A 21,528-nucleotide genomic window follows, 5' to 3' on the forward strand; every position below is an offset into this window, starting at 1 on the left:
CAAGTGCTGCCGACCGGTTAATGTCTCGCGAAATTTTCCAACGCATTGCTACGCAGCGGCAGGCATCGTGCTGGAAGGGCAGGGTCTGCCGTGGTTAACGGCGGCAGGCGCAGTGGCTGGTGTGAGGGCGGCAGGGCCATCGCCGGACGCCGCGAAATTCTGCGGTTTTTCCGTCGCGATGCGCTTGCATTGCCTGGCCAAATGTGATTCTTCTTGACGCTATGAAGCGGCGTCGCCCCAACCTCAAACTGCCTCGCAACAGCGTGACCGAGTCGCTGGCGCTGATCGCGTTGCTGCTGATCGGCGCCTGGGCCGTGGCGGGGCCGAGCGGGCTCTTGGCGTGGAGCGAAAATGCCCACACGCTGGAGCAGCGGCAAAAGGAAGTGGCGCAGCTTTCGGCAGAGCGTGATCGCCTGCAAAACCGGGTCAATCTGCTCGATCCCAAGCATGCCGATCCCGATCTGGTGGGCGAACTGCTGCGCGCCGATCTCAATGTGGCCCATCCCGATGAACTGGTTATCCCCCGGCAGGAAGCCGTGACGAACCAATAACTTCGTGCTGCTCGAACGGGGCACGCGCGATCGTTTGGAATAGGGTGGAACCTCTGCGCCGTCCCGGCGTTGCGCGGGTATGAATGCACCAGAGGGGCCACGCGATCCCGCGTCCGGCGTTGCGCCGTCCGATTCCGCCGTTCATCTCGGCAGCGAGGAAGGGATAGAAGAAGGCGTGTGGCGCTATGCCCGCGCAACGCGTGCCCATGCCGTGGTCGATGCGGCAGATTACTTTGCCCTGATGCGTGATGCGATGCTGGCGGCGCGCCAGCGCATCCACTTGATCGGTTGGGATTTCGACACGCGCATCCTGATCGGCGACGGGCGGCGCTGGTGGAACCTGCCGCGCAAGCGCGTGGCGCCGGCGCGGCTGGGCGCCTTCGTGGTGTGGCTGGCCAACCGCCGCCGCGGGCTGGAAGTTCTGGTGCTGAAATGGAATTTCGGCGCGCTCAAGGCACTGATGCGCGGGTCGATGGTGGTTGACCTGTTCCGCTGGTGGCGCCATCCGCGCATCGGCTACAAGCTGGACGCGGCCCATCCGATCGGCTGCAGCCATCACCAGAAGATCGCAGTGATTGACGATTGCTTTGCCGTGTGTGGCGGGATCGACATGGCGGGAGACCGCTGGGACACGCGCGACCATATCGATGAAGATCCCAGGCGGCGGCGGCCCGGTGGCCAGCCCTATGGCCCATGGCACGATTGCACGATGCTGCTGGAAGGGCCGGTGGCGGCGGCGCTGGGCGAATTTGGCCGCACCCGCTGGCACCAGGCCGGTGGGCGCCATCTCGAGCCCTGCCGCCCCCAGGTGGAAAGCGCCTGGCCCAATGGCATCGTCGCGCAGTTCACCGATGTGGAAGTGGGCATTGCCCGCACGCGCTCACCCTATGCCAATATTGCCGAAGTGCGCGAAATCGAGGCGCTGTTCTGCCGCCAGATTGCCGCCGCAAAGCACTTCATCTATGCCGAAAACCAGTATTTCGCCTCGCGCCGCGTGGCCGAGGCGCTGGCCGCGCGGCTCGATGCGCCCGACGCGCCCGAAGTGATGCTGGTAATGCCGCAGGCCTCTGACGGGTGGCTGGAACAGGCCGCGATGGACCTGACGCGCATCCAGTTGTTCGAAGCGGTGAAATGCCACGATCCGCATGGGCGCTTTTCGATCTGGCATCCGTTCACCAAAGGGGGAACGCCGATCTATGTCCATGCCAAGCTGATGATCGTGGACGATCAGGTGCTGCGCATCGGCTCTGCCAACATGAACAACCGCTCGATGGGGTTGGACAGCGAATGCGACGTGTTCATCGATGCGGGCCGGCCGGGTAACGACCACGCCATGCCGGCAATCCGCGCCTTGCGCCATTCGCTGTTGGCAGAGCATTGCGGACTGGCCGAAGAGCAGGTAGCGGCGGCCTTGGCCGATGGCGGCAGCATGGCTGCGCTGGCGGCTGAGTCGGCCAAGGCGGGCGGGCGGCATCTGCGGCCGTTCGTGCCCCGGCCACTGACCGAGGCCGAACAGGCCCTGGCCGATTCCGAAGCGCTCGACCCCGAGCGCCCCGAGGAAATGCTGGCCTTCTACCAACGCGGGCGCCTGTGGCGTGGCGGGCTGGGCAGGAAGCTGGCAAAGTGGCGGCGCCGGCGCGGCAACGCGACACAGGATTGACGCACGGGCCGCGTTGTCCGGGCATTGAGGACGGGACCAGTATGACGAATTTGCCGGGCTGCGGCCATGATCATGGCTATGACGAAGATACCGCGCGCGGCAAGGTGCCGGTGCCGCCCCATGTGCAGCAGGCGATCCGCACCCTGATCGAATGGGCTGGTGACGATCCAGCGCGCGAAGGCCTGATCGATACGCCCAAGCGCGTGGCGCGGGCGTGGCTGGAATATTGTCAGGGCTATGCCGAAGATCCGGCAGTGCACCTCACGCGCACGTTTGCCGAGGTGGGCGGCTATGACGAGATCGTCGTGCTCAAGGACATTCCGTTCCAATCGCATTGCGAACACCACATGGCGCCGATCACCGGCAAGGCATCGATCGCCTATCTGCCGCAAAACCGCGTGGTGGGAATTTCCAAGCTGGCGCGCGTGTTGCACGGCTATGCCCAGCGGCTGCAGATCCAGGAACGGCTGACCGCCGAAGTCGCGCAATGCATCTGGGATCACCTCCACCCGCAAGGCGTGGCCGTGGTGATCGAGGCGCAGCATGGCTGCATGACCGGGCGCGGCGTGCGCACGCCGGGCGTGGGCATGGTGACGAGCCGGCTGCTGGGCTGCTTCCTGGCGGATTCGCGCAGCCGCAAGGAAGTGATGAGCTTGATGGGCTATTGATCGCCGGCAGCGCCGGCTGCCCCATCGCGGAGGCAGCCGGCGCGCCGGTATCAGCTCACAGCTTTTCGAGCACGTATTCCGCCGCGCTGACCTTGAAGTCGCCCGGCGCTTCGACGTGGAGCTGTTCGACCACGCCATCGTTGATCACGGCGGCAAAGCGCTGGCCGCGCAGGCCCAGGCCAAACCCGGTGCCGTCCATCGTCAGGCCGAGCGCCTTGGCGAAATCGCCATTGCCATCGGCCAGCATCGTCACCTCGGGCGAGCCGCTGGCTTCGCCCCAGGCCTTCATCACGAACGGATCGTTGACCGCGGTGCAGGCGATTTCATCGATGCCCTTGGCCTTGAGTTCGGCGGCCTTGTCAACATAGCCCGGCAGGTGGCGGGCCGAGCAGGTGGGGGTGAAAGCGCCCGGCACCGAAAACAGGGCGACGCGCTTGCCCTTGAAGTATTCAGCCGACTGCACGGCTTCGGGGCCGTCCTTCGTGGCCTTGACCAGCTTCACATCGGGCAGGGTTTCGCCAACGGTGATCGTCATCCCCAAATTCCTTTCATTGTCATCCGCCACGAGGGAGTGGCGGCCGGTTGGGGATATAGGCGCAGGGCAGGGGCGTGCAACCGCCGCGCGCGGCAGGGCGTGGGGAAATTCGCGTTGCCGCGTGGCGGCAGGTGGTAGCGGCCCGGCGGCTGCTGTGCCGGCATCGGTAGGAATGCCGATATAAAGACTTCTTTATATTAACGTTGCCCTGTGCAGGCGGACCCGCTAAGAGCAGCCCATCAGCGGCCTGCCCCTGGCGGGTCTTTTTTGCGTTCAGACGCCCTTTTGTACGGAGATGCCTCGTGGCCAGCGCGCTCGAAGCGAACAAGGACTATGTCATTGCCGATCTCGGCCTGGCCGATTTCGGCCGCGCGGAAATCGCCATTGCCGAAACCGAAATGCCCGGCCTCATGGCGCTGCGCCAGGAATTCGGCGCGTCGCAGCCCTTGAAGGGCGCGCGCATCACCGGCTCGCTGCACATGACGATCCAGACCGCCGTGCTGATCGAGACGCTGGTTGCCCTGGGCGCCGACGTGCGCTGGGCCACCTGCAACATCTATTCCACGCAGGACCATGCCGCCGCCGCGATCGCCGCAGCGGGCATTCCGGTGTTCGCCGTGAAGGGCGAAAGCCTGGCGGATTACTGGGACTATGTCGGCCGCATCTTCGACTGGGGCGATGACACCGCCAACCTGATCCTGGACGATGGCGGCGACGCCACCATGTTCGCGCTGTGGGGCGCGCGCGTGGAAGCGGGCGAAACCCTGTTCGAGCCCAGCAACGCCGAAGAAATCGAATTCTGCCGCGCGCTCAAGGCGTTCCTCAAGGCCAAGCCGGGCTACCTGACCGAGAGCGTCAAGGCCATCAAGGGCGTTTCGGAAGAAACCACCACGGGCGTGCACCGCCTTTACCAGATCGCCAAGGACGGCAAGCTGCCGTTCCCGGCGATCAACGTGAACGATTCGGTGACCAAGTCGAAGTTCGACAACCTCTATGGCTGCAAGGAATCGCTGGTTGACGCGATCCGCCGCGCCACTGACGTGATGCTGGCCGGCAAGGTTGCGTGCGTGGCCGGCTTTGGCGACGTGGGCAAGGGTTCGGCCGCTTCGCTGCGCAATGGCGGCGCCCGCGTGATGGTCACCGAAGTCGATCCGATCTGCGCGCTGCAGGCGGCGATGGAAGGCTATGAAGTGGTGACGATGGAAGAAGCCGTCACCCGCGCCGACATCTTCGTGACCGCCACCGGCAACGAAGACGTGATCACCGCCGAGCACATGAAGGCGATGAAGCCGATGAGCATCGTGTGCAACATCGGCCACTTCGACAGCGAAATCCAGATTTCGGCCCTGTCGAACTACAAGTGGACCGAAGTGAAGCCCGGCACCGACCTGGTCGAATTCCCGGACGGCAAGCAGATCATCATCCTCGCCAAGGGCCGCCTGGTGAATCTGGGCTGCGCCACCGGCCACCCCAGCTTCGTGATGAGCGCCAGCTTCACCAACCAGACGCTGGCCCAGATCGAACTGTTCACCAAGGCCGATCAGTACAAGAATGACGTCTATGTGCTGCCCAAGCACCTGGATGAAAAGGTCGCGGCGCTGCACCTCGAAAAGCTGGGCGTGAAGCTGACCAAGCTGAGCGACAAGCAGGCGAGCTATATCGGCGTGACCCCGCAGGGTCCGTTCAAGCCGGATCACTATCGCTATTGATCCCGGATACGTGACCGGCTGCATGCCGGGCATGGCTGCAAGCGCCCTGCATCCCTTGGGATGTGGGGCGTTTTGCTGCGCGGATACTTGCGCGGGATCGGGCGAATTTCGCGCGGGTTGCGGTTGTATTTCGCCCGCGTGCAGCCTAGCCAAGGGGTGATGCTGTCCCATTCGCCTGCCGCTGTTGCCGTGACCGTTGCCGTGGCGCTGCTGCTGGCAGGCTGGACGCTGGCGGCGGGATGGGCCGTGCTGGCCGCAAGGGCGCGCATGCGCCGCGCCGAACATGCCGAGCGGCTGGCCCGCAAGCTGACCCGCATGGTGGATGAAGCGCCGGCCCTGCCGCTGCTGGTGCGCGCCGATGGGCGGATCGAGGGCGCCTCGCGCCTGGCCGGCTGGATGGGCCTGGATGCCATGCCGGGCTATCTGACCGAGCTTGATGGCGGCGAAGGTCGCGGGCTCGACGCCGAAAGCCTGGCGGCGCTGGCCGATGCGGTGCGCCACACGCAAAAAACCGGTGCGCCACTCGCGCTTTCGCTGGTGCCACGCGGCGGGGTAACGGCCCTGGCGGTGCGCGGCAGCCTGGCCGATCCGCAGATCGCGCCGGGCGATGCGGCCTTGCTGTGGTTTTTCGACGCGACCGACAGCGTAGCCGAAATCCGCGCCCTGCGTGCCGAGGCAGAGCAGGCCCATGCTGACTTTTCCGGGCTGGCCGGCCTGATCGAAGCCGCGCCCCTGCCGATGTGGTTTCGCGATGCGGCAATGCGCCTGCGCCTGGTCAACACGGCCTATGTGCGCGCGGTGGGGGCGCCTAGCGCGGCAACCGTGGTGGAACAGGGTATCGAACTGGTCGAGCCGGTCGACGGCCTGAGCGCGGCGCACATTGCCGCCGATGTCTTTGCCCAGCGCCGCCCGGCCGAGCGCGTAGTTTCCGCCACGGTCAACGGCCAGCGTCGCACTATGCGCGTCAGCGACCTGCCGATCGCGGGCGAAGGCGTGGCCGGCTATGCCGTCGATATCGAGCAGATGGAGGAATTGACCCGCCAGTTTCGCCGCTTCCGCGATGCCCAGCGGCAGATGCTCGATACGCTATCGGCCGCGATCGCGCAGTTCGACGCTGGCCGCAACCTGGTCTTTGCCAACCAGCCGTTCCTGCGCATCTTTGGCATCAGCCCGAGTTGGGTCAACGATACGCCGCCGTTCGATCGCGTGCTCGATCGCTTGCGCGATGGCGGCAAGCTGCCCGAAGTGCGCGATTTTCCGCAATGGCGGCGCGAGCGGCAGGCCTGGTTCCTGGCGCGCGAGCCGCGCGAGGAGCCCTGGCATCTGCACGATGGCACGCATCTGCGCGTGGTGGGCCAGCCGATGCCTGATGGCGGCCTGCTGCTGATCTTTGAAGACCAGACCGAGCAACTGCAGCTTTCCGCCACGCGCGACACATTGCTGCGCACCCGCACCGCCACGTTCGACAACCTGTTTGAATCGCTCGCCGTGTTCGGGCCAGACAGCCGCCTGCAGCTGTGGAACCGGCGCTTTATCCAGGATTGGCGACTGGACGAGGAATTCCTAGGCAGCCATCCGCGCGCCGATCTGCTGCTCACGCGGCTGGCTGGTCTGCTCAAGCGCCCGGCGCAAGTGGGCATGATCGGCCAGGTGATCCAGGCCGCCACGCTGGAGCGCAAGCAGACCAGCGGCCGGCTGTCACTGGCCGATGGGCGCCATCTGGAATTTGCCGGGGTGCCGCTGCCCGATGGCAATGGCCTGCTGACGGTGCTCGACATCACGGATTCGCAAAAGGCCGAGGCCGCACTGCGCGAACGCAATGCTGCGTTGACCGAGGCGGACGCGGTGAAGACGCGCTTCATCGCCAACATGAGCTATGAATTCCGCAACCCCCTGAACTCCATCGGCGGCTTTGCCGAAATGCTGCAAAGCGGGCTGGCCGGGGAATTGACGCCGCAGGCACGCGATTATGTTGCGGCGATCCTCTCGTCGGTGGAGCGGCTGGGCGAGCAGATCGAGAACGTGCTCGACCTCTCGCAGAGCGAGGCGGGCATGCTGCCGCTGGCGCGCGATGCGGTGGATGTGTTCCCCTTGCTGGCCGACGTGGTGCGCGAGCGCGCCGAGCGGATCAACGTGGCCGGCCTGGCGCTCGATCTGCGCGGCAACCAGGCCGTGGGCAAGGTAACCGGAGACGCGCGCCGGTTGCGCCGTGTGTTTGGCCAGTTGATCGACAATGCCATTGCTGCAACCCCGGCGGGTGGCCGCATCCTGGTGGAATGCACGCGCGGCGCGCGCGATCTGCGCGTGGTGATTTCCGACAATGGCCGTGGCATGGATGCAGCGGCACTCGCCCGCGCGATGGAAGGCCTCAAGCTCGCCGCCGACGGCCGCACGGCCGAGCGGCGCCAGGGGCTGGGCCTGCCACTGGTACGCCAGTTGATCGATGCGCATGGCGGCCGCTTCGAACTGGTTTCCGAACCGGGCGAGGGCACCAGCGCCATCGTGACGCTGCCGTGACTGCAGGCGTCGTGATGGGGCAGGGATGATCTGTGTGTTCCTTCTGCCTTCTTTCGTCACCCCGGACTTGATCCGGGGTCCCGCTTCTCTCTAGCGCGACGCCCCATGACCACGATCCCGCTTCCCGATATCGCCGCGACCCAGGCCCTCGCCACCCGCATCGCGGCAAAGCTGCGCCCCGGAGACGTGCTGGCGCTCGAAGGCACGCTGGGCGTGGGCAAGACCACGCTGGCGCGTGAATTGCTGCGCGCGCTGGGTTATGTCGGCGATGTGCCGTCGCCCAGCTTTACTATCATCGAAACCTATGATCCGCCGCAGGTGCACCTGCCAGTGGTCCATGCCGATTTCTATCGCCTGGAAGACCCGGCAGAGGCCGAGGAGATCGGGCTTGACGACTATCGCCAGGGCGCCGTGCTGATTGCTGAATGGCCCGATCACGCCGGCGGTTTCGGGCATGAGCCCGATTGCCTCACGCTGCGTCTGGAAATCGCGGAAAACGGGCGGCAGGCCATTGTCTTGGCCGGCAAGGGATGGTTAGAGCGGCTGCCATGACCAGCACTCTTCCTGCCGGAATCGATGCTTTCCTCGCCCGTGCGGGCTGGACGGGCGCAAGAATCGAACCCTTGCCGGGCGACGCCTCTTTCCGCCGCTATTTCCGCGTGCGCCGGGGCGAGCAGAGCGCGATGCTGATGCATGCGCCGCCACCGCAGGAAGACCCGCAGCCCTTCCTGCGCGCCGCCCGCTGGCTCGATGGCAATGGCCTGCGCGCACCGGAAATCCTGGCCGAAGAAGCGGGCGAGGGCTGGGTCTTGCTCGAAGACTTTGGCGACACGCGCATGCGCGAATATGTCGACGCCTGGCCGCAGGATGAAGACACCGTCTATCGCGCTGCGATCGATACGCTGGTGCAACTGGCGCAGCTGCCGGCCGGGCCATTCACCGCCTATGGCATGGCCGAATACATGCGCGAGGTGCGGCTGTTCATCGAATGGTTCTGCCCGGCGCGGGCGATCTATGTCGATGTGGCAGGGTTCCAGGCGGCATGGGAACAGGTGCTGGCCCCGTTGCTGCCGGCGCAGCGCCCGGGCGTGACCGTGCTGCGCGATTATCACGCCGAGAATATCATGCTGCTGGGCGGGCTGGATCAGCAAGGCCTGCTCGATTTCCAGGACGCGCTGGCCGGGCACCCGGCCTATGATCTGGTATCGCTGTTGCAGGATGCGCGGCGCACCGTTTCGCCCGAGCTAGAGGCACGCATGCTGGACTATTACCTGGCCAAGGCGCAGCCGCAGGGTGATTTCCTGGCCGACTATGCCCGCCTGGGGGCGCAGCGCAACACCAAGATCGTGGGCATTTTCGTGCGGTTGTGGAAGCGCGATGGCAAGCCGCGTTATCTCGATTACATTCCCCGCGTCTGGGCCATGCTGGAACGCGATCTGGCCCATACCGCGCTGGCCCCGGTGGCGGCGTGGTTCGATGCCAATATCCCGGCAGAGCTGCGCGATCCGGCCGGGCGCCTGGGTGGGAGCTTTGCCGAATGAGCCGCGATCCGCGCAAGCCGCTGGTGTCTGACACCGCGATGGTGCTGGCCGCCGGCATCGGCAAGCGAATGCGGCCGCTGACCGTCACCCGGCCCAAGCCGCTGGTGCGCGTGGCGGGCAAGCCGCTGATCGACCATGCGCTCGACAAGCTGGCCGAAGCCGGCGTGACCCGCGCCGTGGTCAATGTGCACTACCTGGCCGACCAGCTCGAAGCCCATGTCCTGGCGCGTGACGTGCCCAAGGTGATGGTGTCTGACGAGCGCGAGACGCTGCTGGAAACCGGCGGCGGGCTGGTCAAGGCGCTGCCGTTGCTTGATCGTGACACGTTCTTCTGTCTCAACAGCGACAACATCTGGCTCGATGGGCCGCGCAATGCCTTTGCTGCGCTCGGCGATTTCTGGGACGAGGAGCGGATGGACGCGCTGCTGCTGCTGGTGAGCCATGCGCAGGCGTTCAACTATACCGGAATGGGCGATTTCCATATCGACCAGATGGGCCTGGTTTCGCGACGCAAGCCGGGGCGGGTGGCGCCCTATATTTTCACCGGCATCCAGATCGTGTCGCGCCGGCTGTTGCGCGATGCGCCGCAGGGCAGCTTTTCCACCGGGCGCCTGTGGGACCGGGCGATTGCCGAAGGGCGGCTCTATGGCCTGCCGCACACTGGGCTGTGGTATGAAGTGGGCGCGCCGGAAATGATTGCCCCCACCCAAGCCGCACTGACGCAATACTGATGGCGGGCGCCGCCCGGCCCAGCGTCTATACCATTGCCGCGCACCGGGGATTTGCCGATGCGTTGGTCGCCGGGCTGATCCCGCGCTACCGCGAAGACACGTTTGGTCTGGCCCGGCTGACGCTGCTGTTGCCCAGCCAGCGCGCCGTGCGCAACCTGACCGAAGCGTTTATCCGTGCCTCGGGTGGCGGGCTGCTGCTGCCGCGCATGGCGGTGGTGGGCGATCTCGATCTGGACGAGACGCTTGGCGCGCTGCTCGATCCGCTGGGCGGCGGAACCGTGGCACCACCGGCCTGCGACCCGGTGGTCCGCCTGCTGCGCCTGGCCGAGATCCTGCGCGAGGAACTGGCTGCGCTGGGCATCGTCCGGGGCGAGGCCGGATTGCTGCGCCAGGCGCGCAGCCTGGCCCAGTCGCTCGATCGGCTGGCCGCCGAAGAGGTCAAGCCCGAACAACTGCTGACGATCGACATGCTGCCCGAACTGGCCGAGCACTGGCAGGACAGCCTGCGCCTGTTCGCGCGGGTGCAGGTGCGCTGGCAGTTCGAACTGGATGCGCGCGGGCAGGTGGACGCGCCGGTGCGGCGCAACCTGCTGCTGACCGATGCGGCGCAGGCGTGGCGCGCTGATCCGCCGCCCCATGCGGTGATCGCCGCTGGCGTCACCTCTGCCGCGCCGGCGATTGCCCGCCTGCTGCGCTCCGTGGCCGATCTGCCGCAGGGCGCGGTGGTGCTGCCCGATCTTGACTTGGCCTTGGAGCCAGAGGTGTGGGACGCGCTGGGCCAGGCTGGCGCCAGCGAGGAGCCGGGCGGGCCGCCGTTTGGCCGCGGCGACCAGGTCACCCATCCGCAATACCACCTGAAACTGCTGCTGCATCGCATGGGCCTGTCGCGCGACGATGTGCGCAACTGGCACCGCGCCGGCATTGCCGCCGCGCCGCCGGCGCGCAGCCGTGCCATTTCCAACCTGTTCCTGCCGCCTGAAGCGAGCACGGCCTGGGTCAAGCTGGCGGCGGCCGAACGGCGCCTGGCGGGTGTGCGCCTGATGCACAGCGCCCATCCCGAGGAAGAGGCGCAGGCGATTGCCGTGCTGGTGCGCGAGGCGCTGGCCGTGCCCGAACGGCGCGTGGCGGTGGTCACCCCCGATCGCGGGCTGGCGCAGCGAGTGATCGCGCATCTTGGCCGCTGGAACATTGCCGCCGATGATACTGCCGGCCGCCCATTGCCGCAGACGGTCGCCGGGCGCCTGCTGCTACAACTGGCGCAGGCCTGGGCAGAGCGCGCCGCGCCGGTGGGCTTGCTGGCACTGCTCGGCCACCCGCTGGTCATGGCGGGCGAAGGGCGCGCCGCCTGGCTGGAGCGGGTGCGGCAACTGGACATGGTGCTGCGCGGGCCGCGCCCCGGGCCGGGGCTGGAGCCGATCCGCGATGCCATTCGCGATCCCGATCGCAAGTGGGGCAAGCGCTTTCCCGGCCTTGCCGCGTGGTGGGACGGGGTGGAAATGCTGCTTGCGCCGCTGCTGGCCGGCCATGCCGCGCTGCCGCTGGGCGCCAGCCTCGATCTCTTGGCCGAGATGGCCGAGGCGCTGTGTGGTTCCGCGCTGTGGGCTAATGCCGATGGCCGCTGCCTGGCGCAGTTTGTCGAACAGTGGCGCGATGCGGCGGCGCAGGCCGGCGGCCTGCCGGTCGATCCGGCCGAAGTGCCGGCGCTGCTGCGCGATGCAATGGACGAGATTTCGGTGCGCCCCCCTTATGGCGGCCATCCGCGCCTGGCGATCTATGGTCTGCTCGAAGCGCGGATGAGCCGCGCCGACCTGGTGATCTGTGCGGGCATGACCGAAGGATCGTGGCCGGCATCGCCCGCGCCCGATCCGCTGCTGGCGCCGCCGGTGCTGCGCGCGCTGGGCATTCCCGGCGCCGATTTCCGCATCGGCCTTGCCGCGCACGATCTGGCCGCGATGCTGGGCGCGCCGGAAGCGGTGCTGAGCTTTGCCGAGCGGGACGCGGGCGGACCGGCGATCCCGTCGCGCTTCCTGCTGCGCATCCGCGCCATGCTGGGCGAAGATGGCGTGGCGTGGGAACGCGATGCGGTCGAACTGGCACAGGCGCTGGATGCCGCGCCCCAGGCCGCCGCCTATCCGCGCCCGCGCCCCATGCCATCGCCGCTGCAACGCCGCGTCGATATTGCCGTGACCGCGCTCGATCGCCTGCGGTCAGACCCCTATCAGTTCTATGCCTCGGCCATTCTCGGTCTCAGGAGCCTGGACCCGCGCGATGCCGATCCCACCCCGGCCTGGCGCGGCACGGCGGTACACGCCATTCTCGAAGAGTGGCACCAGGCCGGCGCGCCACCGGGCGAACTGGTGCCGCTGGCCGAACGCAAGCTGGCCGAAATGAGCGCGCACCCGTTCATGCGCAGCCTGTGGCGCCCGCGCCTGACTGCTGCGCTCGCCTGGATCGAGGACGAGCAGGAAAGCCTGCTGGCCGATGGGCGCCGCGTGGCCGCGTTCGAATGCTGGGGCGATACGCAGGTCAATGGCATCCGCATCTTTGGCCGGGCCGACCGCATCGACCTGCTGCCCGATGGCACCCTGGCGATCGTGGACTACAAGACCGGCACGCCGCCATCGGGGCGGATGGTGCAGGAAGGCTTTGCCCTGCAACTGGGTCTGGTCGGCCTGATCGCCCAGGCTGGCGGCTTCAAGGACAAGGACGGCCGCGTGACCTTGGAGGGCGAGCCGACCCGCTTTGAATACTGGTCGCTGGCGCGCAATCGCGAGCGCGGCTTTGGCTATCGCGAAGAGCCGATCCTGGAAGGGCGGCGCAAATCGGGCATCCCGCGCGAGGATTTCCTGCCCGAAACCCGCCGCTTTCTGGACGAGGCGATTGCCCGGTGGATTCTGGGTAACGAGCCGTTCGTGGCCAGGCTCAATCCCGATCTGCCCAGCTATGCCGATTATGACCAGCTGATGCGGCTGGAAGAATGGCAGGGGCGCGGCGGGGGTGACGGCGCGTGAGCAAGGTCTATCCCCTCAAGGGCAACCAGGCGCGCGCGGTGGCGCCGCATCGCACGGTGTGGCTGTCCGCCTCGGCCGGCACGGGCAAGACCCAGGTGCTTTCGGCACGCGTGCTGCGGCTGTTGCTGCAAGACGGGGTAGAGCCGGAAAACATCCTGTGCCTGACCTTTACCAAGGCGGGGGCGGCGGAAATGGCCACCCGCGTCAACGATGTCCTGGCGCGCTGGGTGCGGCTGGATGATCTGGCGCTGTTCCAGGAACTGGAGGCGATCGGCGCTGACGCGCGCCCGGAAACCCTGGCGCGGGCGCGCAGCCGCTTTGCCGCCGTGCTCGATTGCCCGGGCGGCGGCCTGCGGATCGAGACGATCCACGCGTTTTCGCAGTGGCTGCTTTCGGCCTTTCCGGTGGAATCGGGCCTGTTGCCCGGCACCCGCGCGATGGAAGACCGTGACCGCGAACTGCTGGTACGCGAAGTGCTGGCGCAGATGCTGGTGGAAGCAGAGGAAGCGGGCGACGAGGGCCTGCTCGATGCGCTGGCCCATCTGGCGCTGCGCATGGACCAAGGCAGCGTCATCGGCTTTCTGCTGCGCTGTGCCAAGGCGATCGACCTGTGGCAGGAACCGGGCGCGTGGCGGCCGCCGCTGCGCCCGCGCATCAACCAGATGCTCGGCCTGGCGGCAGACGAGGATGGCAGCGGTGTGGCCGCGCTCTGTGCCGACGATGCGTTTGACGTGGCCTCGGTGCGGCGCTGCATGGCCGCCAATGCGGCTTGGGGCACCAGGACCGGCATGGATGCGGCCAACATGATGGGCGATTGGCTGGCCGCCGATCCGCAGGCGCGCCTGGCCGGGATCGACGATTTCGCCAAGCTGTTCCTGACGACCAAGGGTGAGGCGAAATCCACCCGCAACCTGGATAAGCACGAGCCGGCCTATGCCGATTACCAGGCGCGGGTGATCGCCGGAATTACGGCGCTGCGCGATCGCCTCGCGCTGGTCAATCTGGCGGCGCTGCTCGATCCCGCGCTCACTGTCGGGCGGCGCTTTGCCCTGGCGTGGGAAGCGGCAAAGGCGCGCGAAGGCTTCATCGATTTCGATGACCAGATCCGCACCGCCGCCGCGCTATTGACAGAGCGCACCACCGCCGACTGGATTCGCTACAAGCTCGATCGCCGGTTTGACCACGTGCTGGTGGACGAGGCGCAGGACACCAACGAGGCGCAGTGGCGCATCGTGCTCGATGGCCTGGTGCAGGATTTCTTTTCCGGTCAGGGACAAAGCCAGCGAGACCCGCGCACCCTGTTCGTGGTGGGCGATTACAAGCAGGCGATCTTCCGTTTCCAGGGCACCAGCCCGGAAAACTTTGCCAAGGCGCGCGAGCGGGTGCGGCGCGAACTGGCTGGCCTGGCCGAGGCGATGGACGAGCCTGATCGCGCGCTGCTCTCGCTCGGCCTGGGGCAATCCTATCGCACGGCGATGCCGATCCTGGCGTTTGTCGATCGCGCGATTGCCGCCATCGGCCCTGATCGCTTTGGCCTGCCCGAAGCGCCCGAACCCCATGTCGGGGATGTGCGGCCGGGGCTGGTGCGGCTGTGGCGGCCGGTGGGCGAGGGCGCCGGCGACGAGGAAGACCTGCCCGAAGCCGGCGAGGAGGGCGGCGAAAACTGGCTATCGCGCCCCGATCGCGATCTGGCCGACCGGCTGGCGCGCCAGGTGCGGCAATGGCTCGACACTGGATTTCCGCTGCACAAGGGCACCCCGCGCAACGCCCGGGCTGGCGACGTGATGATCCTGGTGCGCAAGCGCAAGGACTTGGCCGGGCTGATCGTGGCCCGCCTGCATGCGCGCGGCGTACCGGTGGCTGGGGTGGACCGGCTGCGGCTGGGCGCGCCGCTGGCGGTGAAGGATCTGATGGCGGCGCTGCGTTTCTGTGCGCAGCCGCTCGATGATCTTAACCTCGCCAACCTGCTGGTGTCGCCGCTGATCGCGTGGAGCCAGGAAGACCTGCTCGAGCGCGGCTATCGCAAGGATGGCGTGCGGCTGTGGACGCATCTGGCGCACAGCCGCGATCCCGCGACCGTGCAGACAGTGGAGCAATTGCTCGACCTGTTGCGCCGCGCCGATTTCGAACCGCCAGCGCAACTGCTGCACTGGCTGCTGGTGGGGCCGTGGCGGGCACGCTTCAAGCTGGTGGCGCGGCTGGGGCGTGAGGCCAACGATCCGATCGACGAACTGCTCAACGCCGCAATGGCCTATGCCACGGGCCAGGTGCCCAGCCTGGTCGGTTTTGTGCAATGGTTCGACAGCGGCGATGGCGAATTGAAGCGCGAGGCGGGGCAGGCCGCCGATCTGGTGCGGGTAATGACCGTGCACGGATCAAAGGGGCTGCAGGCGCCGATCGTGATCCTGGCCGATGCCGCCGATGATCCCGACGCCGCCATGGCGCGGGGCAGCGAACTGGTGGAGCACGGGCCGGGCCAGCGCCCGCGCAGCGTGCCGCTGCCCGCGTTGCGCAAGGAAGAAAAGGCCCCGCCGATCCGCGCCGCAGAAGAGCAGGCTGCACGGGAAGAGCGCGCGGAACACTGGCGCCTGCTCTATGTCGCGCTGACCCGCGCCGAAGAAGCGCTGTTCATCGCCGGCGCTTGGCCGCCATCGCGCAAGGAACTGCCCGCCGATAGCTGGTATGCCCAGCTTGCGCCCTTGTTCGGCGAGGACGAGGCGTGGGAGCCGGATGCCATCTGGGACGGCGCGCGCAGCATCGGCATGCCCGGGCCGCCCGTGGTGGAAGCGCCGCGCACGGTTGAAAACCTGGGGCTGCCGCTGCTGCCGCCCTGGCTTACCACCCCGATCGGCCCTGAACCGCGCCCACCGCGCCCGCTGGCGCCATCGGCGCTGGGGGAGGACGAAGCACCTGATCCACCCACGCGCCCCGGGCCCGGCGCGCTGTTGGCGGCGCGGCGCGGCACCTTGATCCACAGGCTGATCGAGCGGCTGCCTGCCGTGGCACCGGGCGAGCGGGCCGAAGCGGCGCTGGCCTGGCTGGCGCGGCAAGGCGCTGAATTTGATGCTGATGCCCATGCCGACATGCTGCGTGCCGCGCTCGCCGTGCTCGATCATCCCGATTGGCAGGCGGTGTTCGGCCCTGGATCACTGGCCGAAGTGCCGCTGGCCGCCGTGGTCGAAGGTCGCGTGGTATCGGGCACGATCGATCGCCTGTTGATCGCACCCGATCGCGTGCTGATCGTGGATTTCAAGACGGCGCGGCGTCCGCCGGCCAGCTTGGCGGATGTTCCGGCGGCCTATCTGCGGCAGATGGCGGCCTATGCCGCCGCGCTGACCACGATCCATCCCGATCGCGCGGTGGAGGCGGCGCTGCTCTATACCCACGCCCCGCAACTAATCGCCATTCCCGCAGAAGTTCTGGCGCGGCACCACCCCATGGCCGCGACATAGCTTTTGCAGGGGCGCCCCCAACAAACCTTTCGCGCATCCCGGTTGCCAAGCGCGCGGCAAATCCTAGATACCATCCCAACTGATCAACGGAGTTTCGTTCATGTCGACCAAAGCCGTCACCGACGCCAGCTTTTCCACCGAAGTCCTTCAGTCCGACAAGCCCGTGCTGGTGGATTTCTGGGCCGACTGGTGTGGCCCGTGCAAGATGATCGCCCCGGCGCTGGAAGAAATCGCCGAAGAACTGGCTGACAAGGTGACCATCGCCAAGGTGGACATCATGGAAAACACCACCATCGCCAGCGATTTCGGCGTGCAGTCGATTCCGCTGCTGATCCTGTTCAAGGATGGCAAGCCGGTGGCGCAGAAGCTGGGCGCCGCGCCCAAGAGCCAGCTCAAGGGTTGGCTGGAAAGCGTTCTGTAAGCTTACAGGGCAACCCCTCCGTCAGGCCTGCGGCCTGCCACCTCCCCACGGTGTGGGGAGGATCTTCTTTATCCTCCCTGCCGAAGGCGGGGAGGGGGACCACCCGCAGCGCGGGTGGTGGAGGGGCAATTACAAACCCGCCAACCGTTCCGCCATGGCATCGAACAGCGCGGGTGTGCTGGCGGCAATCAGGCCCTTTTCGCCCAATTGATCCACGCGATAGGGCCGCCCATCGGGCCGCGCGGCCTTGCCGCCGGCTTCGTTGACGAACAAGACCCCGGCGGCATGGTCCCAGGCCAGGGTGCGCTCGAAAATCGAGACATCGTTCACCCCCAGCACCAGGCGCGGATATTGCTCCGCCGCGCAACGCGGAATGTCCACCACGCTATAGTGGGGCAGGATATGCTGGCGCATCGCCTCGCGCTGGGCCGCGTCCATGAACACGGTGGAAATCGCCGCGACCGGCGGAATCTGGCTGGTCGGCGTGGCGCGCACCGGCTGGCCATTTACAAACGCGCCCCGGCCCAGTTGCGCGGTGCACAGCCGGCCGGATGGCACATCGTGAATCCATCCCGCCACGCACTGCCCATGCTCGGCCAGCGCGATCAGCACGCCAAATGGCGGCTTGCCCGCAGCGAAGTTGTTGGTGCCATCGAGCGGATCGATGATCCAGCACAGCCCATCGCCCAGCCGTTCCATCAGCGCCGGATCGGCATGGGCGGCTTCCTCGCCCACGATAGTGGCCTGGGGGAGGATCGTGGCGAGCCCCTCGCTCAGCAGCCGCTCCGCGTGGGTATCGGCCACAGTGACTACGTCGTTGACGGCCTTGTTGATCACGTCAGCCTCTGAAAGCTGGCGATAGCGCGGGGCGATGGCTTCCTGCGCCACGCGGGCGATCAGCGCGCTGACGGCAGCGTCGATCTCGGGCGTCCAGCTCATGTGAACGGCACCGCGGCAATGGCCTGGAAGCCGGGGCGGGGGCGCAGCCGTTCCATCCACGCCTCCACATGGGGCAGGGCCGGCCGTTCGATCGGCAGGCTGAACCAGGTGTGGGCATAGGTGCCCATGGGAATATCGGCCACGCCAAAGCTGTCGCCCGACAGGAACGGCTGGCGCGCCAGTTGCGCGTCGACCATCGCCATCAGCGTGGCACAGGCGGTGGCAGATTTGGCCACTACCGGATCGCTGCCATCCTTGCCGCCGCGCACACAGCCCAGAAACGCATCGCGCTGCGCGTCGGCATAGAGGAACTGCCAGTCCATCCACTGGTCGCCCTGCGCGCGGATTGCCGGATCGGCGGGCCACAGCTGCGGGGCATGGGCGGCGAACAGATAGCGCAGGATGGCGTTCGATTCCCACACCGTCACGCTGCCGTCGTCGATCATCGGCACCAGGCGGTTGGGATTCTTGGCCAGGTATTCGGGCGTATAGCCAAAGCTGCCGCCCATATCCCGCCGCTCGAAATCCAGGCCGCATTCGTGCGCGCCCCACACCACCTTCTTGACGTTGTGCGAATTGATCCGCCCCCAGATGACCAGCATGGCAGCTCAGCTCCGGTAATCGGCGTTGATCGAGATGTAGCCATGCGTCAGGTCGCAGGTCCACACCGTGGCGCGGCCCTGGCCGAGGCCCAGGTCGACCTCGATCGAAATTTCGCGGCCCTTGAGGTGCGCGGCCACCGGCGCTTCATCGTAATCGGCGAGTGGCTGGCCGTCCTTGGCCGCCCAGGTGCCACCAAAGCCGATCGACAGGCGATCGCGGTCGGCCGGTTCGCCCGCCTTGCCCACGGCCATCACCACGCGGCCCCAGTTGGCGTCTTCGCCGGCGATGGCGGTTTTTACCAGCGGCGAATTGGCGATGGCCAGGCCGACACGGCGGGCGCTTTCGTCGGAAACAGCGCCGGAAACGGCAACGGCGATGAACTTCTGCGCGCCTTCGCCATCCTTGACCACCAGGTGCGCCAGTTCGCGGCACACCTGCTCCAGCGCGGCGGCAAAGGCTTCCCCGCCTACGTCGTCCCGGCTGGTGAGCAGGGCGTTGCCCGCCTTGCCGGTGGCAAAGGCCATGACCGTGTCGCTGGTGGAGGTGTCGCTATCGACCGTGATGCACGAAAAAGTGCGCTGGTTGGCGGCCGACAGGCATTCCTGCAGGAAGGTGGGCGAAACCGCGGCGTCGGTAAAGATATAGCCCAGCATCGTCGCCATGTCGGGGGCGATCATGCCCGAACCCTTGATGATCGCCGCAAGCGTTACCGTGGTATCGCCCACGATCGCGGTGGCCGTGGCGCCCTTGGCAAAGGTGTCGGTCGTGCCGATGGTGTTGGCCGCCTCTTCCCAGGTGCAGGGCAGGGCCAGCAGCGCCGCTTCGATCCCGGCGCGGGCCTTGTCCTTGGGCAGCGGCACGCCGATCACGCCGGTGGACGAGACGAACACTGCCTCGCGCGCGCAGCCCAGGTGGGTGGCGACCTGGTCCATGATCGCTTCCACCGCCTCGCGCCCGCGATAGCCGGTAAAGGCGTTGGAATTGCCGGCATTGACCACCAGCGCGCGCGCGGCGCCTTGTGCTACATTCTGCCGCCCCAGCTCCACTTCCGAGGAACAGCACACATTGCGGGTGAACACACCGGCCACGGCCGTGCCTTCGTCCAGCTCCACATAGGTGAGGTCACAGCGTCCCCAATCCTTGTACCCGGCACGGGCCACGCGCGGGGTCACGCCGGCAATCGCGGGCAGGGCGGGGAAGGGCGAGGCGAGCGGGGAAACGGCGTCTGACATGGCCGCGTTCCCTAGCGATTCGATTTCCCGCCGTCCATGGCTGAGCCGGCCGCGGCACGCCGCTGGGCAGACAATTGACGCAAGAATGTGGCACCGGCATCACTTTGCCGTGAAACGGGGAAACAGACACATGCAGCATGCGATGCGCCACGCGGTCTTGATCGGCTTGGGAGTAATGCTCTGCGCGCCGGGTGCGGCGATGGCGCGCCCGCGATCGCGCCCGCCGGTCGAAACACCGGCCAAGCCCAATGGCGATGCCGGGCAATGGGTTTTGCCTGATGACTATCCGCCCGCGGCGCTGCGCAACAACGATACCGGTACGACCGGCTTCCGCCTGACTTATGACGAGACGGGCAAGGTGACCGATTGCGAGGTGACGGCAAGCAGCGGCTATGCCGATCTCGACGCCACCACCTGCCGGGTTTTGCTGTTGCGGGCCAGCTTCATACCCGGCACCCGCAATGGCAAGCCGGTGGCGAGCGCCTATACCAGTTCGGTGCGGTGGAGCATCCCTGAAGATAGCGACGAGGAGGAAACCGACACGCCGCCGACGCTGCCGACCGCGTACAAGGGCCAACTGGTCTATACCATTGCCGCCGATGGCACGGTGGCGCGGTGCGAGGCGGTGGAAAACGATGGCAAACGGCACGAGGTGCCAGCCGGGTCCGGCCTGGTCGCCTGTCCGGCCGGCAAGACATTCCCCATTCCGCGCGATGCCAGCGGCAAGCCGGTGGCGCGGCGCGTGACCACCACGTTTTCCGTTGCGGTCGAAGATGTGCCATGAACCGCGCCATCCCGGTTGACGCGCCCGTGTTCGCGCATCATCACGGTGGCTACAACGCATCAGGGACAGGGAACGGGGCAATGGCGCGGAAACTGACGGCGACGAGCCTGGCCATCGGGTTGCTGATCGGGATGCCGGCGCTGGCGCAAGACTCGACCCCGGGACGGCCTGTCACCAATCCCGGGACGTGGATCTCGGCGGCGGATTATCCGGCCAGCGCACTGCGCAATGCCGAACAGGGCGCAGTCCACTTTGCCCTGACATATGACGACACTGGCATGCCGACGACTTGCGAAGTGACGGCAAGCAGCGGTTCGTCGCAGCTGGATGATACCACGTGCCGGATACTGATGGCACGGGCGCGGTTCGTGCCCGGCACCAAGCATGGCAAGCCTGTGGGCGATACCTTTCGCAGTTCCATCAACTGGCGCCTGCCCGGTGGGGGAGGCGGCAACGGCCTCAATGTTGTTCCGGCGCCCACCAAGCAGCAGATGGCGTTCGTGGTTGGTGCCGACGGCAAGGTGTTGCGCTGCGAGGCGTCTGAAAATGGCGGGGAATGGCATGAGGTTGCACCGGGGGCCGGCCTGATTTCCTGCCCGGTGGGCAAGCGGTTTGCCCCGGCAAAGGACGCGACGGGCAGAACCGTTGCCAAGCGGGTGACGGTAACCTTTACCATCGCTGTGGACGATGCGTCCTGAGCGCGCGTTCCGGCGCATGGGTTGAATCAAAATCTGCCGATTGCGCTTTACGCGCGGCGAGCCGTTCCCTATCTCCCATCGCAATGCGCTTTTTGCTTGTCCTGTTTGCCCTGCTCAGCGGCCTGTCGCTGCCCGAGGTGGCCAATGCCACCACGCGCACCGAAGTGGCGGGGGCCGAGCATGCCGGGCTGGCAGTGGCCCCGGTGGCCGCGCATTGCGTGGTCCAGGCGGCGCGGGTGCGCGCCGCGCGCCCGGTTTTCGACGTGGCGCAGCAGGCCGTGCCGGCGATGTTCGCGCCGCTCGCGCTGGCCAGCACGGCCACCTATCGCAGCGACCGCGCGCGCGAATAAGCCGCGCTGTTGCCCCGTTGCGGGCACCAATCCCTGACTTTCGCGTTGCCGGCCCGATGCGCGCCCGAATTTTATCACGGCCCGCGCCCGGCACTTGCCATACCCATTTGCATAACAGGAAACACC

The 21,528-nt window shown here is 67.1% G+C and carries 18 protein-coding genes; 14 read left to right on the forward strand and 4 right to left on the reverse strand.

Annotated elements, in window-relative coordinates:
• Nucleotides 1-221 precede the first annotated feature (221 nt).
• From SCA01S_RS02255 to folE, 3 genes are all read left to right on the forward strand, one after another.
• On the forward strand, nt 222-551 hold the full coding sequence (locus SCA01S_RS02255) for an FtsB family cell division protein (protein ID WP_043608143.1): 330 nt from the start codon (nt 222-224) through the stop codon (nt 549-551).
• A gap of 79 nt (nt 552-630) precedes the next feature.
• On the forward strand, nt 631-2,211 hold the full coding sequence (locus SCA01S_RS02260; RefSeq protein ID WP_084390728.1) for a phospholipase D-like domain-containing protein: 1,581 nt from the start codon (nt 631-633) through the stop codon (nt 2,209-2,211).
• 41 nt (nt 2,212-2,252) lie between these two features.
• Nucleotides 2,253-2,879: a GTP cyclohydrolase I FolE gene (gene folE, locus SCA01S_RS02265; RefSeq protein WP_062782441.1), complete on the forward strand. Its 627-nt coding sequence runs from the start codon at nt 2,253-2,255 to the stop codon at nt 2,877-2,879.
• A gap of 55 nt (nt 2,880-2,934) precedes the next feature.
• Here the strand turns inward: folE and SCA01S_RS02270 are convergent, their stop codons facing one another.
• Nucleotides 2,935-3,414: a peroxiredoxin gene (locus tag SCA01S_RS02270; RefSeq protein WP_054131002.1), complete on the reverse strand. Its 480-nt coding sequence runs from the start codon at nt 3,412-3,414 to the stop codon at nt 2,935-2,937.
• Nucleotides 3,415-3,716: 302 nt separating this feature from the next.
• On the opposite strand from SCA01S_RS02270, the gene ahcY reads away from it, so the two are divergent.
• The 8 genes from ahcY (at nt 3,717) to trxA (ending at nt 16,796) form a co-directional block, all read left to right on the forward strand.
• Nucleotides 3,717-5,123 (forward strand): adenosylhomocysteinase, encoded by a 1,407-nt coding sequence (gene ahcY / locus SCA01S_RS02275; protein WP_022675552.1) that lies wholly within the window; start codon nt 3,717-3,719, stop codon nt 5,121-5,123.
• A 159-nt stretch (nt 5,124-5,282) separates the two neighbouring features.
• Entirely contained in the window at nt 5,283-7,640 is a 2,358-nt protein-coding gene (locus tag SCA01S_RS02280; protein WP_062782444.1) for a sensor histidine kinase, read from the forward strand.
• 105 nt (nt 7,641-7,745) lie between these two features.
• Nucleotides 7,746-8,192, forward strand: a complete 447-nt coding sequence (gene tsaE, locus SCA01S_RS02285; protein WP_022674761.1) for a tRNA (adenosine(37)-N6)-threonylcarbamoyltransferase complex ATPase subunit type 1 TsaE — start codon at nt 7,746-7,748, stop codon at nt 8,190-8,192.
• Nucleotides 8,189-9,181: an aminoglycoside phosphotransferase family protein gene (locus SCA01S_RS02290; protein ID WP_062782447.1), complete on the forward strand. Its 993-nt coding sequence runs from the start codon at nt 8,189-8,191 to the stop codon at nt 9,179-9,181. Before tsaE ends, SCA01S_RS02290 begins: the two co-directional genes overlap by 4 nt.
• The gene (locus SCA01S_RS02295) at nt 9,178-9,912 is read left to right on the forward strand and encodes a nucleotidyltransferase family protein (RefSeq protein WP_062782450.1); all 735 of its coding nucleotides are present in this window, start codon (nt 9,178-9,180) and stop codon (nt 9,910-9,912) included. The genes SCA01S_RS02290 and SCA01S_RS02295 overlap by 4 nt, the downstream gene beginning before the upstream one ends.
• A complete protein-coding gene (gene addB / locus SCA01S_RS02300) occupies nt 9,912-12,923 on the forward strand; it encodes a double-strand break repair protein AddB (RefSeq protein ID WP_062782453.1) in 3,012 nt (1,003 codons plus the stop codon). Before SCA01S_RS02295 ends, addB begins: the two co-directional genes overlap by 1 nt.
• A complete protein-coding gene (gene addA / locus SCA01S_RS02305; protein WP_062782456.1) occupies nt 12,920-16,375 on the forward strand; it encodes a double-strand break repair helicase AddA in 3,456 nt (1,151 codons plus the stop codon). The genes addB and addA overlap by 4 nt, the downstream gene beginning before the upstream one ends.
• Nucleotides 16,376-16,475: 100 nt before the next feature.
• Nucleotides 16,476-16,796 (forward strand): thioredoxin, encoded by a 321-nt coding sequence (gene trxA, locus SCA01S_RS02310; RefSeq protein ID WP_022674879.1) that lies wholly within the window; start codon nt 16,476-16,478, stop codon nt 16,794-16,796.
• A gap of 129 nt (nt 16,797-16,925) precedes the next feature.
• Here trxA and SCA01S_RS02315 read toward each other — a convergent pair whose 3' ends face one another.
• Genes SCA01S_RS02315 through argJ form a run of 3 tightly spaced genes read right to left on the reverse strand, consistent with a single transcriptional unit; the run spans nt 16,926 to nt 19,570 of the window.
• Nucleotides 16,926-17,735: an inositol monophosphatase family protein gene (locus SCA01S_RS02315; RefSeq protein WP_062782459.1), complete on the reverse strand. Its 810-nt coding sequence runs from the start codon at nt 17,733-17,735 to the stop codon at nt 16,926-16,928.
• Complete coding sequence (locus SCA01S_RS02320; protein ID WP_062782462.1) at nt 17,732-18,337, reverse strand: glutathione S-transferase family protein; 606 nt, start codon at nt 18,335-18,337, stop codon at nt 17,732-17,734. Before SCA01S_RS02320 ends, SCA01S_RS02315 begins: the two co-directional genes overlap by 4 nt.
• Before the next feature lie 6 nt (nt 18,338-18,343).
• Nucleotides 18,344-19,570 (reverse strand): bifunctional glutamate N-acetyltransferase/amino-acid acetyltransferase ArgJ, encoded by a 1,227-nt coding sequence (gene argJ, locus SCA01S_RS02325; RefSeq protein ID WP_062782465.1) that lies wholly within the window; start codon nt 19,568-19,570, stop codon nt 18,344-18,346.
• 130 nt (nt 19,571-19,700) lie between these two features.
• On the opposite strand from argJ, the gene SCA01S_RS02330 reads away from it, so the two are divergent.
• The 3 genes from SCA01S_RS02330 (at nt 19,701) to SCA01S_RS02340 (ending at nt 21,402) form a co-directional block, all read left to right on the forward strand.
• On the forward strand, nt 19,701-20,354 hold the full coding sequence (locus tag SCA01S_RS02330) for an energy transducer TonB (protein WP_062782468.1): 654 nt from the start codon (nt 19,701-19,703) through the stop codon (nt 20,352-20,354).
• 80 nt (nt 20,355-20,434) lie between these two features.
• On the forward strand, nt 20,435-21,052 hold the full coding sequence (locus tag SCA01S_RS02335; RefSeq protein WP_167542858.1) for an energy transducer TonB: 618 nt from the start codon (nt 20,435-20,437) through the stop codon (nt 21,050-21,052).
• 83 nt (nt 21,053-21,135) lie between these two features.
• Nucleotides 21,136-21,402 (forward strand): hypothetical protein, encoded by a 267-nt coding sequence (locus tag SCA01S_RS02340; RefSeq protein ID WP_062782473.1) that lies wholly within the window; start codon nt 21,136-21,138, stop codon nt 21,400-21,402.
• Nucleotides 21,403-21,528: the final 126 nt, after the last annotated feature.

The organism is Novosphingobium capsulatum NBRC 12533 (assembly GCF_001598375.1).
In the GTDB taxonomy this organism is placed as follows: Bacteria; Pseudomonadota; Alphaproteobacteria; order Sphingomonadales; family Sphingomonadaceae; genus Novosphingobium; species Novosphingobium capsulatum.